Below are 15616 nucleotides of genomic sequence, written 5' to 3'. Positions count from 1 at the left end.
AGACGAGCGGGGATTGTAAAGGGGATGGCGACTGATCCCCTTTACGTAAAAAAAAAGAAAAAATATAAATTAATAGAAAAATCTTTATTAACTAAAATAATCTAAAAAAAATTAAGAAAATAACTTAATTGCTGATTACAAAAAATAGATTTTAAATAAATTATACAATAAAAAAACTTTAAAAACAAATTTTTTTAGTCTGTTCTTAAAGTTTTTGCAATAATTAGAATTTATGTGTGTAACCAACTGTGAATACGTTTATATTTTTGTCGTATTTTACTTTTGATTTATCAATGTAGACTCCTGGAAGTGAAGTTTGTTCACGTTTTCCGTTGGAGGCGTTGTAGTTTACATGGGCGATTCCAAATTTCCACTCTGAGGATTCTGTAGGTTTATATGTCAGTCCTGTTGCGTAAATTTGTGAATTTATCGCGTATTCTACATCAGAGAAAGATTCTTTTTTGGCTCCTGTATTTGCGTAATTGAATCCAGCGTGCCAAGTAAATTTATCATTTATTTTGTAATCTGCTCCAAAATTCACCTCATACCCGTCGTTATACTTGAATCTATCCATTTTTGTAGCTTTATTGAAGTAATGTGTATATCCGCTGGAAAGTGTCCATTTGTTTATATCCTTTGATACTCCTAGTGCCAGGACTCCCGGTAAATCACGTCTTGAATGTACACCATCTGCATATTCAGGATAGAAGAATGAGATTCCAAGAGGACGTCCCGCAAGCAGCATTTTATTATCTTCTTGTGCTTTTGACTTAAATTTTAGTTTTACTGGAGTTTCGTATCTTAAGGCAAAATTTAATGTGTCAGTAGGCTTATAGTCAAAGCCTATAATTCCTCCAACACCTTTTGCATTACGTTTTGAATTCATTGATAAATAGTTCTTGCTAAGCCCGATTGCGGCTCCTACACGGTCATTGTAGTCATATTGAGCTTCTCCGTCAAGTTTTCTGTGGGCGTAAACATATTTTAATCCTCCTGACATAGAGAAATTGTCATTAATTTTATATGCCCCTCCAAGCATTAGCTGATAGTAACGGTTTTGTCCAGTAAAACGGTTTTTTACAACTTTTGCTCCAAGTCTTCCGCCTGTCAGGTTGTTGAAAGTTTCCCCTGCAAGTTCGATTCCTGCGACACCCTCATTATAACGCAGAGTCGCTCCGCCTGCAATAACGCTTAAATTTCCAAAAAGTGAATAGTTATTCTTTTTATACAGAAGGTTAAATGAAGGAGCTCCTGCATATCTACGTGATTTTAGTTTTTTTCCATTTAGAGTCATTGATTCCTCAACCATTGAATTTTGCATATTTACATTGATGTAAGTTCCGTCATCTAAAAATACAGTTCCAGCAGGATTGTAAAAAACACCTTCCACAGTAATTTTACCAGTCTGAGATGGATTTTGAAAGTATGAGGCAGAGTTGTTTGACAAATAGTCAACACTTGCTGCATTTGCAAAAACTGCTGTTAAAATTGATATAATTGCTATTTTTAGTTTCATAAAATTCTCCTTTAATTACATAGATGAGTTTATTTTAAAAATGTTACCATAGTTAAAATCTAGGTATAACACAATATAACACGCGTTATATGAAAAGTCAACAAAATTATTTTGATGATAAAACTATTTTTATATTTTCTAAGTGAAAAAAACTTATATAATAATAGATTTTTATTTAAATTTGTGATAAAATAAAAAGGATATTTCTTTTTAATTGTAAAAAATTAAAAAAGATAAAATGAAATATTAGGACAATGAAAATAATTATCCTTTTCAAAAAAACAGAAGAGGAGGTAAAAAACGTGAGATGAGATATATAAAGAAATCTTTGATTGTATTCATTTTTCTTCTAATAACCGTATTCGGAATAAAGCTTTGTATTTCTACTCGAAATTTTAGAGGTATGTTGACTTCAATATTAAAAGCTAGTGGATTAAATGTAGAATTTAAGAATGTTAAATTAATAGGATTTAATACTCTTCAAATTGATGATCTGAAAGTTAAGGATATGGCTGGAAATGTCGTTATTTATGGAAAGAAAACTACAGCTGGAATAAGTCTTCTTATGCCTACACGACTTAACAGAATAGACGTCTACAACGGAATTGTGAATTTGGAAAGAAGAAAAAATAATGACTTTAATATTTTCCATGTCATAAAAAAAGATCCGAAAAAAACTCAGACATTCGATCCTACAAGCAGAATCGGAAAGTTACATATTCATAATGCAATTGTAAATTATACAGATTTAAGTTTTCAAAAAAAGATATCAAAAACTTTGAAAAAAGTAAATGGTAAATTGGAAACGGCAAAATCAAGAGGTTTTTCGATTGTTGTAAAAGGTTCTGGAAATAAAAATGAAGATGGTACAGTGGAAGCATTAAAGATTGAACTAAAACAAATTCTGAAATCAAAGCAGTCTATTTATTCGATGTTTGATAAAATGAAGAACAGTGATGCAAGAAGGAAGGATTTTCGGCTGAATTTTAGTTTTGAAAATATTGGCATAAACGAGGAGCTGGGGCAGTATGTACCGCTTGAAATGATAAAAACGAAAGGTGGAATATTAAATGGAGTCCTTAAGCTTGAAAATGACAAAGTGAAAAAAACTACAAATGCTCTGGGAAGTCTGAAAATACGCAACGGAAAGGTTAGCTATGTTGATTTGGATGGCGATATTGAAGGCGCTAATGCAGTAATTGACTTGAAAAAGGATAAAATTACTGTAAATGCTAACACAAAATTAAAAGAAAGTCCAGTAACTTTTGTGCTTGCTTATTTTGTTCAGAATCAAAAATTGAACTTGAAGCTGACTGCTGACAATCTGCCTTTTGAAGAGGTTGCAAGATACAAGATTATAAAAAATGCGAAAATTAATGCGCAAGGCAGGGTTACAGCTAATCTTGAAGTAAATTCAGATATAAAAAAGAAAAAGACTACACTTAATGGGAAATTTTCATCAGACAATATAAATCTTGCAAATTATAATTTTAGAAATATAAAAACAACAATGAAAATCGCTGATGAAAAATTAACATTGACAGATACGTCATTTATATTTAATGAAACGATTTCAGGATTTAAGATTAAGGAAGATGTAAAATCCAGCAAGTTTGTCTATGACTTGAAGAATAAAACAGGGAATGGAAACTATATCCTAAATAATCTTGGTTCAGATTTTAGCATTGGAACTATAACAGGAAATCTCAAAATATCAGCCAAAAATATTATATCTGGGAATGTAAATTCCAATGTGCTGAATGGAAATTATACAATTAATCCAAGCAGACGGACTCTTGTGGTAAATGCCAGAAGCAAAGGGTATTTTACGGTAAATTACGGTGGCAAAAGTTACACAATCAGCCCTGATGTGGATAATCTGGTCGTAAATTTCAATGGGAAAAACATGCTCCGTTCAGGATTAATAAATGCAAAAATAAAGGATTTGTCAATTCCGCTTGTGCATAGCGTAAATGCCCGTGTAAAAATCCATAACGGGAATTATACGATAAGTGGAACAGCTGGAATCAATGGTGGCGGAACAGTAAGTATAAATGGGACAACAACTTCCAATATGAAACATTCATATTCGTTAAATCTGCCAAAAAACATTGACATAGCAAAGCTGTTAAGAGCCAATGGATATAAGTTCAAGGGACTGGACAAGGCAAAGCTGCCAGCAACACTTACAGCAAGAATTAGTGGAAGTGGAAATAAAATTTCAGGAACTTATGAGCTTTACAGTCCGTATGGAGAATATATCGGAGAATACGAAAAGCTTCATGCTAGTGGTAAAATCAATGATCTTGCCAATATGGATATAACTGTAAATACAAATATGGATGAACTGTGGCTTGGATACCAGCGTCTAAAAAATGTAAGTGGAAACTTGCATATAAAGGACAATGTTGTAAATATTACAGATATCCGCAACGAAAACCTTAATGCGAATGGAAAGTTCAATCTGAAAACAGGAAGAATGGATATAAATGCAGGGTTGAAAGACTACAGGCTTTACAATACTTCAGGACCTAAGGTTAACCTGCAAGTGGGAACATTGGATGCAAATCTTTCAGGAACGGTTGACAAGCTTTCAGGAACAATAACTATGCCGTCTGCACCGACAACTGTAAATTCAAGATATGTGGGTGACACAAATGCACGTCTAAGCATAAAAGACGGAGTCATAAACTTTGAGGATGTGACTTTGCGTGAAAATAGCCTTTATGGAACTTATGATTTGAAAACTGGAATTTCAGATATTGGGCTTAGCTTAAATGAACCTGACATTCCAAAACTTTTGGAAATGAAGGACTTGACATTTGGGACAAGATCAAATCTTAGCCTTAAGGGTGACTTGAATAATTTCAATCTGGCAGGACAGGTAATTCTCGGAAATATGAGCTTTAAAACTTATAGGATTCCACATATTGTCGCAGAACTTGAATATTCCAATGGGGATATAGACAAGTTTTTTAAATATGGAACATTTGACTTGCAGAAACTGAAATTTGTCGGAGATAATAATGAAACGCTGTTTGAAACACAGACAAAATTCGATCTTGCCAATGTAAATATTGACTATCAGATAGAAAAACAGAAGTTCTCGCTTGATTCGGTACAAGATTTAAAGGATAAAGGATACAGTGGCGATATTGATTTTGGATTCATGTATCGTGGAAGTTTTGAAAATTTCATAACAGGAGTTCAGATAAAATCAGATGAGGTCAAGCTTAGTGGATTTCCAGTAAAAAATGTGGATATTGATTTACAGGCAAATGAAAAGACCCTAAATATTGGACAGTTTTATCTAGAATATGAAGATAATCCATTGCTCGTAAATGGATATGTGCAGTTTACACCAGTAAAATACAATGTCTCTATGCTTGCTAAGGATTTTAACTTAAACTTTCTTGGAGTTAATAAGGATATAGAGCAGGCAGGTGGGATTGCAAACATAGATGCAGTTTTCTCAAATGAGGCAACAACAGGACACATTCTTCTGGATAATTTTAATTATAAAACAAAAGACAGACAGACACTTGTGGACAATATAAATGCCAACATTGAGTTACGTAATAACAAGCTTGTTGTAAATCGTCTAGATGGAGGGTATAATGGAGGAACCTTTAAAGTAAATGGAGATCTAGATGTTCCAAAAATACCATCGGACTTCATGAAGACAAAACGTCTGGAACTTGGAAAATTTGAATTAAATACAAATCTTAATAAAGTTGGACTTCATTATGGAAAAGGTATTGATTTTGCACTTACTGGAGATTTAGTATTTACTGAAAATAGATTATTTGGAAATTTACTTGTGGATGATGCAGAAATCCGTGAAATACCTAACTTTGATTCAAAAAATACAGAAAATAAACAAGAAACTGAACTTTCAGAAGAAGAAGTTGTTAAAAACTCTAAAGATAAGACAATTGTTGAAGGAGTAGTAGAAGAAGTTATTGACAAGATAATGAAGCAATATACAGTAAACGTAAATGTTCGGACTGGAAATAACGTAAAAATTAAAATTCCAAATGTGAGCATTGTAAAAAATATAAAGGGAACTGTAAAAGGAGCTTCTGATATTACTTACAATAATGGAGAAATTGGAATAGATGGAGAATATACAATTACAAGAGGTTCATTTTCTGCAAATGGAAACGATTTTAAAATAGAAGGTGCGGAGATAAGATTTATCCCGTCTGTTAATGGCACTACATCATCAGTGTCGAATCCATTTATTGTATTTGATGCAAGCACAGTAATAAACGGAGAAAGGATAGAAATAAGTGTAAGCGGAAATGTAAGTAAACCTGAAATAAAATTTGCTTCCTCTTCAGGTAAATCAAAAGAGGAAATTATATCACTGCTCGCATTCAACACAATAGTTGGAAATGGAGAAAAAACTGGTAAAAATAGCAATGGAAATTCAGCTGATGGATTAGTAGTTGCAGGCTCTTTAGTTAATACTGCATTAAATGAGTTGATTTTTTCGTCAGTAACTGGTAAAATTAGAGAGGTATTAGGTATGTCCAAAGTATCTGTTTCAACAAATTTAAATCGCTCAGATAAAACAGGAGAATATAGTGCAGCAACAACGCTTACTCTTCAGGATAACCTGTATAAAGATAGGCTGTTCTGGAATGCGGCGGTTAAATTTCCGTATCAGACTTCAAAATCTGAAGGAAAAAATCCAGTAGGATATAACGCATGGCTTAGCTATAACGTTACAAATGGACTAGATTTACGTCTTGGAGGTGAAAGTATAAATAAAAACAAATCCAGCATGGACATGAGTAATGGTGCAAGAGTAAATTATTATTTTGGAGTTGATTTTTCAGCAAGAGCCGATACATTTAGAGATATTTTAAGAAAAATATTTAGAAAAAGAAAACTTGATACATTAAAAAAATAGGAGGAAAAATGTCAAAACAAGAAGTGAGAAATAAGATTTATGCTTTAATCGTTGTAGTAACATTATTTGTATCTGTGAACAACGTATCACAGGCGGAAGAAAAAGGCAGAACAATTGGAACAAGTGAATTAGCCGATAACAAAAATCTTTTAGCTGATGGGGAAACAGAAACAGAAATTGAGACATCTGCAACTGATGAAACTGGAAATTTAAGCAATTTTGATGATGTTGAGCCAATTAGAGTTAAAGGAAGAAAAATTAAAAAAAGCAAAAGAAGTAAAAGAGATACAATTGAGGCTCAGCAGGCAATTGAACAAAAAGTTGAGCTAAAGGTTGGAACAATCGAAGTTTCGAACTTAAATGAAATATCTGCTGACACAATACTTGAAAAGATTCCTGTAAAATCAGGAGATAATTATTCAAATAAGAGCTTAAGTGATATTTACCTTGCAGTAAAACGTCTTGGATATATTGCTGAGGCAAATGTAATTCCACAAGTTGATGGAGATACAGTAAACATTTTAATACAAGTAAGTGAAGTAGAAAATGCTGAAGCTGTTAGAAAAAGGCTTCAAATGCGTGAAGATATGAAAAAAGAAACAGAATTTACAATTGCAAGAATTGAAATTGAAGGAACAAAAATAAAAAATGGACAGGACTATTTAAAAGACCTTCCAATTAAAGTAGGAGATCGTTTTATACCTCAAAAGGCTGTTGATGGTGCTCAAAAAATATTCCAATCAGGATTTTTCTCAGCAGTTGAGCCAAAAATTGACAGAAAAGCTGACAATACAGTTACTATCATTTATGAAGTACAGGAAAATCCAATTATTCAAAGCATAAACTTTGAAGGAAATACACTTTACACAAATGATCAGCTTGAAAAAGCGCTTGGTGTGCAAAGAGGAGAAATCTTAAATGGTAATATGTTAAATCCTGATGAAAATGGAGTAATCAAGCTGTATGCAAAAGATGGATACACTTTGGCAAGAATAGAAACGATAAACGTTTCACCTGAAGGAGTTGTAAATATGGGACTTACAGAAGGAATGGTTGATTCTGTTGAATTCCAGAAAGCCCCATCGAAGAAGGATAATGAAAGACAATCATTGAAGGCTACGACTTTAAGAACAAAACCTTATATATTTGAAAGAGTGCAAGAAGTAAAACCTGGAGAAATTTTCAAGAGAGAAAATGTAGAAAATACAATGAGAGAGCTTTATAAAACAGGTATATTTACTTCAATAGAGCCTGTACTTAGTGGAAAAGAAGATGATCCAAATGCAAGAGCAGTTGAATTTCTTGTAGAAGAACGTTCAACAACTACAATAAATGGAAGTATTTCTTATGGAACTTCTGTTGGATTAGTTGGAGAACTTAAATTATCTGACTCTAACTTCCTTGGAAGAGGACAAGATGCATCAATCACACTTTCGGCCTCAAACAAAGGAGATAAAACATTTGATATTAGCTGGTTTGATCCTTGGGTAAAAAATACTGAGCGTGTACAAATAGGTGGAAATATTTACTGGAATGAGTCTGTCAATGATAATGCGGACAGAGATGAAGTTGAAAAAGTAAGAAAATCTGGAACTCGTTGGACAATTGGTAAGGGACTTAACAGCAATCTTTATGTAAGATTAGCAGCAAGATATGATCGTTTTAAAGAATTGCTTGGAAGCAAAGAAGTAAATGATAAATATAACTTACTTGCGATAGGACCTTCATTAATTTATGATACGAGAAATAATTCCTATAGTCCATCAAAAGGAATTTATTCAACAATGTCATATGAAAGAGGTAAACTTATAGGAGATTCTAGAAAATATGATCAGTTTGAAACAGATTTGAGAGCTTACCATCCAACTTTCTTTGGTGATAAGAATGTAATGGCATATAGAGTAGCTTGGGGATCTACAGGAAGTGGAACTCCAGAAGCATTGAAATTTAGCATTGGTGGAGCTGAATCAGTTCGTGGATATGAATATGGTGCATTTGATGGATATGATAAATTCCACGCAACTATTGAAAATAGAACAAAAATCAATGATACATTACAATTAGTAGCATTCTTTGATATAGGAAATGCTTGGCAAAATGAATCAAGAGATCCTCGTACTGGTAAAAGAATTTACAAACCAAACAGAAAAGATGCTCATGATTTTAAAGATCTTAAAAAAGGTTATGGAGTTGGGGTAAGATTAAATACTCCAATCGGACCGTTAAGATTTGATTATGGTTGGCCAATGGATCCTGAGAAAAAAGGTGAGAAAAAAGATAAAGGTAAATTCTACTTTAGCTTTGGACAATCATTCTAATTTTTTAGAAAAATCAAAATATAAACTTAAATAATTATAAGGGGTGATTAATTTCATCCCTATAATTTTATAAAAAATGAAGAAGGAGAGATCCAAAATGTATAATATAAAGGAAATTGCAAAACTGATAAATGGAGAAATCAGAGGAAGTGATGGATTGAATTTTACAAGGCTTACTCCATTTTTTCATTCAAATGAGAAGGAATTAACATTTGCCGCGGATGAGAAAATGTTGAAAAATATGGATAAATGTAATGCAGGTGCTGTGATTGTTCCTGATTTGCCAAATTTACCTACAAATAAGAACTTTATTGTTGTAAAAGGTAATCCAAGAGAATTAATGCCGATACTATTAAATTATTTCAAGCCTAAATTGCAGCCGTTTGAAAATCAGATAGAAAATTCTGCAAAAATTGATGAAACTGCAAATGTCTCAAAAATAAACACTTATATTGGACACAATGTAAAAATTGGAAAAAATGTTGTTATTTATCCAAATGTATCGATTTTTGAAGGAACTGAAATTGGAGATGACTGTATAATTTATTCAAATGTAACGATAAGAGAATTTACAAAAGTTGGAAGAGGTACAATTTTGCAGCCGGGAGCTGTGATAGGATCTGACGGGTTTGGATTTATAAAAATTAATGGAAATAATGTGAAAATTGAGCAGATTGGACATGTAGTCTTGGGAGAAGAAGTTGAAATTGGAGCAAATTCTTGTGTTGATAGAGGAGCGATTGGAGATACAATTATAAAAAAAGGTACAAAAATTGATAATCTCGTTCATATTGCTCATAATGATATAATTGGAGAAAATTGTCTGATTGTAGCTCAAACAGGTATTTCTGGAAGTGTGGAAGTTGGAGATAATTCGACTCTCGCAGGGCAAGTTGGAGTGGCAGGACACCTTAAAATTGGAAAAAATGTAGTAATTGCAGCAAAATCTGGAGTTACTAACGATGTATCAGATGGAAAGCAGATGTCTGGTTATCCACTTCGTGAACATATGGAGGATTTGAGAGTGAAAATGGCTATGGGAAAAGTACCTGAACTTGTAAAAAGAGTAAAAAAATTGGAAAAAGAACTAAAAAAATAAAAGAGAAAAAATTTATATACTATGACTGTTTATCAAAATTTCAAAACTTCCTTGACTTATTAATTCAAATGATGTAGAATAAACAATAGAGAATAAAAAATATCATTAATAAAGAGAAGGGAGTTATAGATGAAAAAAATACTTTTAGGAATTCTTATGCTTTTATGTATAGTTAGCTGCGGATCTGGACCTGACAGAACAGTTTCAAAATTTATTGACAATATAAAAGCTGAAAAAACGAAAGAGGCAGCAAAATACGTGATTGACGATAGTTTTGAGGGGAATTTAGATGTTAAGTACAACAATAAATTTCAAGAATTACTTTTTAAAACATTATTAAAAAATCTTGAATATAAAATTATTAAGTCGGAGAAACAAGATAGTGAAACAACAATTGTAACAGTAGAAGTAACAAATGTGGATGTTGAAAAAATATTTTTACAAGTTTTCAAAAAAATGACACAGGAAACTTTTTCAGGAAACGGTTCTCATTCAATGACAGTTGATGAAAGATTTAAAGAGGAACTTGAAGCAAAAGAAAAACCAAAATCAAAAAATGTTACAAAATTTGTAGTTAAAAAAACAGCAAATGGAGAAAAAATTGTTTTAACAGCAGAAAATATTGATGTTTTACTCGGTAAATTAAACACAACATTATCAAATTTAAACACACTTGGTGGAACAGAGCAAGAAACAGCAGTAGAATTACCAGAAACAGGACCATCAACTGGATTATCACAAAAGCCAGAAGAACTTAGAAATCAAAATAAATAAAATAGTTTAAAGTAATAAATAAAGCAATCATTCTTTTACTTTTATAAGTGAGTCTGGTTGTTTTTTATTTCCAGAAAGTTTTAATTTATCTTTTTGTTAAAATAAAATTAAAATAAGTTGATTTTTAAATATTTTCATTGTATAATTGTAGTGTAAAAAATAAAAAAGGGAGAAATTGTAATGGCTACATCGAGTTTTTTTATATTTCCAGAATTTAAGACTGATGAGGAGATAGATGGTTTAATAAAGGCGTTGGAGAATGACAGAAAACCAAATTTAACAGATGTGAAAGTGGAGACAATAACAGATGAAAGGGAAATAAAGGAATTATTGGGGTTAATAGATGAAAATAATAACACTAAATGAAATGTTGAGATATGATACTGAAGAAAATATAAAAAATAAGTTTTTGAATAGTTTTAAAAGTTTGACAAATAATGATGTGGAAAAATTTTTACATAATAAAGCAATAGAAATTGAAAAAAAGTCTATTTCTACAACTCATTTGTTATTTGATGATAAAAAATTAGTTGGATATTTATCATTATCAAATAAAAGTTTGATTTTACCAAAAGAAAGAATAGAGAAATTAAGCAACAGTAAAAGGAAAAGATTGTTGCAAAGTGGACAAACACTTGAAAATGTACATTTGATTGTAAATAGTTACTTAATAGGGCAATTAGGAAAAAATTATGATTTACCGAAAGAAATTCAAGTGAAAGGTGTAGATTTACTTACTTTGGCGTTTAATTTGCTATTGGAAGTAAAAAAAATTATGACAGCTAGGTATGTCTGGTTGGAATGTAAAAGTTCAGAGAAATTTATAGATTTTTATAAAAAATTTGGCTTTGAGAAGATAGATAATTTTATTTCTAAAGATGGATTGGTTGTTATGATGATGAAATTGGATAGGAAAAATTGATTGAGAATGAAAAATACTACTGTTGATTTAGACGGTGGTATTTTTTTGTTTTCTATTGGGTTTGTAAATGAATTATCTTGTTTTTTTGTATAGAATATGATATTCTAATAATGTAATTCTTAAAAATAAATTTTAATCAAATTGAGATTGAATTGATAAAAATTAAGTGAATTTAGATTTGAATAGGAATAATTATAATAGAAGGATGTTATAAAATATGGGAAAATCAGAAATAATTAGAGGGACAAGCAAATGTGCAAGATTTTTTGTCTGTGATACGACAGAGATTGTAAAAGAGGCAAAGAAAGTACATGGACTTGATCCGATAGCGACAACTGTTTTTGGGAAACTATTGACAGCGACAGCTATGATGGGGAAAGATTTGAAAAACGAGAAAGATTTAGTGACAGTTAAAGTAAATGGAGATGGACCTTATGGAAATACGCTTGCAACTGGAAATATGAAAGGGGAAGTAAAAGGTTATATTGGAAATCCTGAAGATAAATTTCATCAGATAATTGACGAAAATGGAAATTTTATAAAAGATGAGACTGGGCAAGTGAGATTTATTGGAAATGGAACGATGCAAGTTATAAAGGACTTGGGACTGCGTGATCCGTTTTCTGGCGTTACAAAAATAAATGAAGAAGATATTGCAGATATAATTGCTCATTATTTTCTTTTGTCAGAGCAGATAAAATCAGTTGTCGCACTTGGTGTAAAACTGGATGAAAATGGAGAAGTAAAAAGGGCTGGAGGTTATTTGATACAGCTGTTGCCAGGTGTGGAAGACGGATTTATTGATAAACTGGAAAATAAATTACACCAGATTAGGACGATTACTGAACTTCTGGAAGGTGGAATGAGCCTTGAGCAGATTGTAGAACTGCTCTATGAGGATATTTCGGTATTTGAGGAAGAGACAGATGTTGATGGTGCTCATAAAAAGGTTTATGTAGAAGATTTTGAAATTTTGGAAAAATCAGAGCTGGAGTATAAATGTAATTGCACTAAAGAGAAGTTTTACAAGGGATTAATCACGCTTGGAAAAGAAGAAATCGATAAAATTCTGGAAGAGGAAGGCAAAATTCAAGTAGAATGCCATTTTTGCGGTAAAAAATATGATTTTGGAAAAGAAGATTTTAAAAATTTATAAAATAGATTTGCTTGGAATTATGTTTATACTGTTTTAGGTAATTGTAGAATTAATAATGCAGAAATCAAACTGAATACAGTGTTTTTAATCTAAAATATAAAAGTTTTATTGTAAAAATATTGGAAAAAAATGATAAAAATTAGATTTATAAAAACATTGTAGTTGTTAGAAATTTTAAATTTTTATAAAAAGCAAACAGTTATTTGATTATGATGCAGATTTATTATAATAAAAAAACTGGAAAGGAAGAGAAAATGTCAAAATTAAGAGTAGGAGTAATACGCGGGGGAGTTTCAACTGAAAGGGAAGTTTCTTTAAAGACAGGAAGTGAAATTGTAGCAAACTTGAATAGAGATAAATATGAGGTTTTTGATATTGTGATTGATTCAGAAAAGGAAGTTTTTGAGAAAGTAAAAGACTTGAATCTCGATTTTGTTTATATTGCCTTACACGGTGTATTTGGGGAAGATGGGAGAATACAGGCAATTTTGCAAAGTCTGGGAGTGGCTTATAGCGGGCCTGGAGTAATGTCAAGTGCAGTCTGCATGGATAAGGAATTTTCAAAAAGAATTGTGGCTGGATATGGAGTTAGAATTGCAAAATGGAAAAGCGTACGTGTAGGCGAAACAGTTGACTTTGAGACAATAAAAAAAGAATTGGGAAATCGTGTTGTAGTAAAGCCTAATAGTGGTGGTTCGAGCATTGGAGTAAGTTTTGTGGAAAATCAGGAAGAACTTGAAAAAGGGCTGGAACTTGTATTTGGAATGGATAAGGAGGCTTTAATTGAGGAAGTTCTGCATGGTGTGGAAATCAGTGTGCCTGTGATTGATGGAGAAGTTTTTCCAACAATAAGAATTGAGGCTCTTGCGGGAGATTATTTTGACTATGAATCAAAATATGCAAAAGGCGGGGCAAATGAATATGTATTTGAATTTCCTGAAAAAGTGCAGGCTGAAATTAATAAATTTGCAAAAGACAGCTATTATGGACTAAAATGTGAAGGATTTGCAAGAATAGATTTTATGGTGGTAAATGAAGAAACACCGTATTTTATGGAAGTAAACACATCGCCAGGAATGACATCTGCAAGTCTATTGCCGAAAAGTACAGCTTCAAAAGGTTATGATTACTCACAGACATTGGACTTATTAATAGAATCTTCAATAAAAGTGGAAAGATAAATAACTTAAAAATTTTAAAAAATATAGAAAATAAAAATATAAAAAGGAAGTGGAAAGCATGGAAAGAATAGCAAGTTTTACAGTAGATCACATCAGATTAAACAGAGGAATTTATGTATCAAGAATAGACGAAGTTAATGGAAATTATTTAACAAGTTTTGATATAAGAATGAAATTGCCAAACAGAGAGCCAGTAATAAACATCGCAGAACTTCATACAATGGAGCATTTGGGAGCAACTTTTTTAAGAAATCATCCAACTTGGAAAGATGAAATTGTGTATTTTGGGCCTATGGGATGTAGAACAGGATTTTATCTTATCTTAAAAGGAAAATTGGAATCAAAGGACATTGTTGACTTAATGAAGGAACTTTACAAATTTATGGCAGAATTTAAAGGAGCAATCCCAGGAGCGACTGCTATAGAATGTGGAAATTACTTGGATCAAAACTTGCCGATGGCTAATTTTGAGGCTAAGAAATATTTGGAGGAAACGCTGGAGAATTTGGGAGAAGAAAATTTAAATTATCCTGAGTAAAAAACACTATGACCATTTTTAAGAAGTATTTAAAAATAAGGTGATAAAAGGATGGAAGAATTAAATACATTTGAAAAAACTTTACCAGATAAATTAGATTTTCTAATTAAATTGAAGCAATTCGTGAGTTTAGAAAAAAATAGTTTGAAAAAAATTAGTTTAGCAGTTATTTTTTTAGAATTAATGCAGAAAAATGGAAAAAGTGCAGAAATAAAAAAGATTAATGGACTTGAATATGTTTATGAAAGTTCAACAGAATATTATTTTTTAGTTAGTTCAAAAAAAGTAGGCGATTGTTATGGTTATATTATAAAAATTTTTCATGAAAAGTTATTTCCAAATGGAGTAATTGATAAAATAATAGGAAATTATTCTTCTTTTGATTGTGTAAAAGAAAAAGCAGAATATTTGTTAAGTAGATGGATAAAAATTGGGAAATTAGATTTTTATGTTTCATTATTAGATTTTGAAAATATAAATTTAAAAATGGAAAAATTGAAAGTTGAAAATAAATGGAAATTAATTATATATGAAAATATAAAAACTTCATACATTAAAGATTATTATTTGGATACAGAAGAAACATTGTATGATGATATTCTTTTGGAAAAATTAAAAATAGAACCTTTGTATGATAAAATTCAATATAATGAATTTTTGAAAAATATATCTCCTTTATTGAAAAAGGAATTATCGGATACAGCTGAAAATTATGAAATTAAAATATTAGTTGATAAATATCCAATTACAAATAATAAAATGCAATTTTTAGATGATGAAATGGATATTTATATTACTAAAAATGATTCAAATATGCATCCTTTGGAAAGTTATCCTGAAATATATTTTAGAGATACAGTGAATTCTTGGAAAAAATGTGAGATTATGAAAAGCCGAAAGCAAAAAATATTTATTCTAAATATAGAGCTTAATGATGAAAAATCGAAAAAATTGCCAAAATTCCAGATAATGCCTGAAATAGAGCATAAAAATGTATTTCCACCTGTTTTTAAAAAAGTAGAAAATAACATTTTCGATATAGTTTATATTCCTAGAGAATGGGATGATGATGACTGTGGATTTAGTGTATCAGAAGAATTATTAGACCTGTTCGACAACCTTGTATAAAAACCAATATTAAGGTATAATAATACTGGTGATGAAAATGATAAACAATGTTGAAAGAATAAAAAA

General features: G+C 31.0%; 11 protein-coding genes. 10 read left to right on the top strand and 1 reads right to left on the bottom strand.

Features of this window, described 5'->3' with window-relative positions:
• Nucleotides 1–223: 223 nt before the first annotated feature.
• Nucleotides 224–1516 carry an OmpP1/FadL family transporter gene (locus tag HMPREF1552_RS04495; protein ID WP_021743911.1) on the bottom strand — a complete coding sequence of 431 codons (1293 nt, stop codon included), beginning with the start codon at nt 1514–1516 and terminating at the stop codon, nt 224–226.
• 307 nt (nt 1517–1823) lie between these two features.
• On the opposite strand from HMPREF1552_RS04495, the gene HMPREF1552_RS04490 reads away from it, so the two are divergent.
• From HMPREF1552_RS04490 to HMPREF1552_RS04445, 10 genes are all read left to right on the top strand, one after another.
• Nucleotides 1824–6434: a translocation/assembly module TamB domain-containing protein gene (locus tag HMPREF1552_RS04490; protein WP_021743910.1), complete on the top strand. Its 4611-nt coding sequence runs from the start codon at nt 1824–1826 to the stop codon at nt 6432–6434.
• An 8-nt stretch (nt 6435–6442) separates the two neighbouring features.
• On the top strand, nt 6443–8752 hold the full coding sequence (locus HMPREF1552_RS04485) for an outer membrane protein assembly factor (RefSeq protein WP_021743909.1): 2310 nt from the start codon (nt 6443–6445) through the stop codon (nt 8750–8752).
• A gap of 97 nt (nt 8753–8849) precedes the next feature.
• Nucleotides 8850–9851, top strand: a complete 1002-nt coding sequence (gene lpxD, locus HMPREF1552_RS04480) for a UDP-3-O-(3-hydroxymyristoyl)glucosamine N-acyltransferase (RefSeq protein WP_039901173.1) — start codon at nt 8850–8852, stop codon at nt 9849–9851.
• A gap of 129 nt (nt 9852–9980) precedes the next feature.
• A complete protein-coding gene (locus HMPREF1552_RS04475) occupies nt 9981–10625 on the top strand; it encodes a hypothetical protein (RefSeq protein WP_021743907.1) in 645 nt (214 codons plus the stop codon).
• A gap of 180 nt (nt 10626–10805) precedes the next feature.
• Nucleotides 10806–10991, top strand: coding sequence for a hypothetical protein (locus tag HMPREF1552_RS04470; protein WP_021743906.1), 186 nt, complete (start codon nt 10806–10808; stop codon nt 10989–10991).
• Complete coding sequence (locus tag HMPREF1552_RS04465; RefSeq protein ID WP_021743905.1) at nt 10969–11547, top strand: hypothetical protein; 579 nt, start codon at nt 10969–10971, stop codon at nt 11545–11547. The genes HMPREF1552_RS04470 and HMPREF1552_RS04465 overlap by 23 nt, the downstream gene beginning before the upstream one ends.
• Before the next feature lie 217 nt (nt 11548–11764).
• Nucleotides 11765–12703 carry an Hsp33 family molecular chaperone HslO gene (locus HMPREF1552_RS04460; RefSeq protein WP_021743904.1) on the top strand — a complete coding sequence of 313 codons (939 nt, stop codon included), beginning with the start codon at nt 11765–11767 and terminating at the stop codon, nt 12701–12703.
• A 254-nt stretch (nt 12704–12957) separates the two neighbouring features.
• Nucleotides 12958–13884 (top strand): D-alanine--D-alanine ligase, encoded by a 927-nt coding sequence (locus tag HMPREF1552_RS04455; RefSeq protein ID WP_039901172.1) that lies wholly within the window; start codon nt 12958–12960, stop codon nt 13882–13884.
• A gap of 58 nt (nt 13885–13942) precedes the next feature.
• Nucleotides 13943–14422, top strand: coding sequence for an S-ribosylhomocysteine lyase (locus HMPREF1552_RS04450; RefSeq protein ID WP_015769976.1), 480 nt, complete (start codon nt 13943–13945; stop codon nt 14420–14422).
• 51 nt (nt 14423–14473) lie between these two features.
• A complete protein-coding gene (locus tag HMPREF1552_RS04445) occupies nt 14474–15550 on the top strand; it encodes a hypothetical protein (protein ID WP_021743902.1) in 1077 nt (358 codons plus the stop codon).
• Nucleotides 15551–15616 lie beyond the last annotated feature (66 nt).

Source organism: Leptotrichia sp. oral taxon 879 str. F0557 (genome assembly GCF_000469385.1).
Lineage (GTDB): Bacteria > Fusobacteriota > Fusobacteriia > Fusobacteriales > Leptotrichiaceae > Leptotrichia > Leptotrichia mesophila.
This window is presented reverse-complemented; position numbering and strand designations above follow the sequence as displayed.

Bases quoted from the DNA above. Each gene is read 5' to 3' on its own strand.
- HMPREF1552_RS04495 (WP_021743911.1), bottom strand. From the start codon at position 1,516: ATGAAACTAAAAATAGCAATTATATCAATTTTAACAGCAGTTTTTGCA.
- HMPREF1552_RS04490 (WP_021743910.1), top strand. From the start codon at position 1,824: ATGAGATATATAAAGAAATCTTTGATTGTATTCATTTTTCTTCTAATA.
- HMPREF1552_RS04485 (WP_021743909.1), top strand. From the start codon at position 6,443: ATGTCAAAACAAGAAGTGAGAAATAAGATTTATGCTTTAATCGTTGTA.
- lpxD (WP_039901173.1), top strand. From the start codon at position 8,850: ATGTATAATATAAAGGAAATTGCAAAACTGATAAATGGAGAAATCAGA.
- HMPREF1552_RS04475 (WP_021743907.1), top strand. From the start codon at position 9,981: ATGAAAAAAATACTTTTAGGAATTCTTATGCTTTTATGTATAGTTAGC.
- HMPREF1552_RS04470 (WP_021743906.1), top strand. From the start codon at position 10,806: ATGGCTACATCGAGTTTTTTTATATTTCCAGAATTTAAGACTGATGAG.
- HMPREF1552_RS04465 (WP_021743905.1), top strand. From the start codon at position 10,969: ATGAAAATAATAACACTAAATGAAATGTTGAGATATGATACTGAAGAA.
- HMPREF1552_RS04460 (WP_021743904.1), top strand. From the start codon at position 11,765: ATGGGAAAATCAGAAATAATTAGAGGGACAAGCAAATGTGCAAGATTT.
- HMPREF1552_RS04455 (WP_039901172.1), top strand. From the start codon at position 12,958: ATGTCAAAATTAAGAGTAGGAGTAATACGCGGGGGAGTTTCAACTGAA.
- HMPREF1552_RS04450 (WP_015769976.1), top strand. From the start codon at position 13,943: ATGGAAAGAATAGCAAGTTTTACAGTAGATCACATCAGATTAAACAGA.
- HMPREF1552_RS04445 (WP_021743902.1), top strand. From the start codon at position 14,474: ATGGAAGAATTAAATACATTTGAAAAAACTTTACCAGATAAATTAGAT.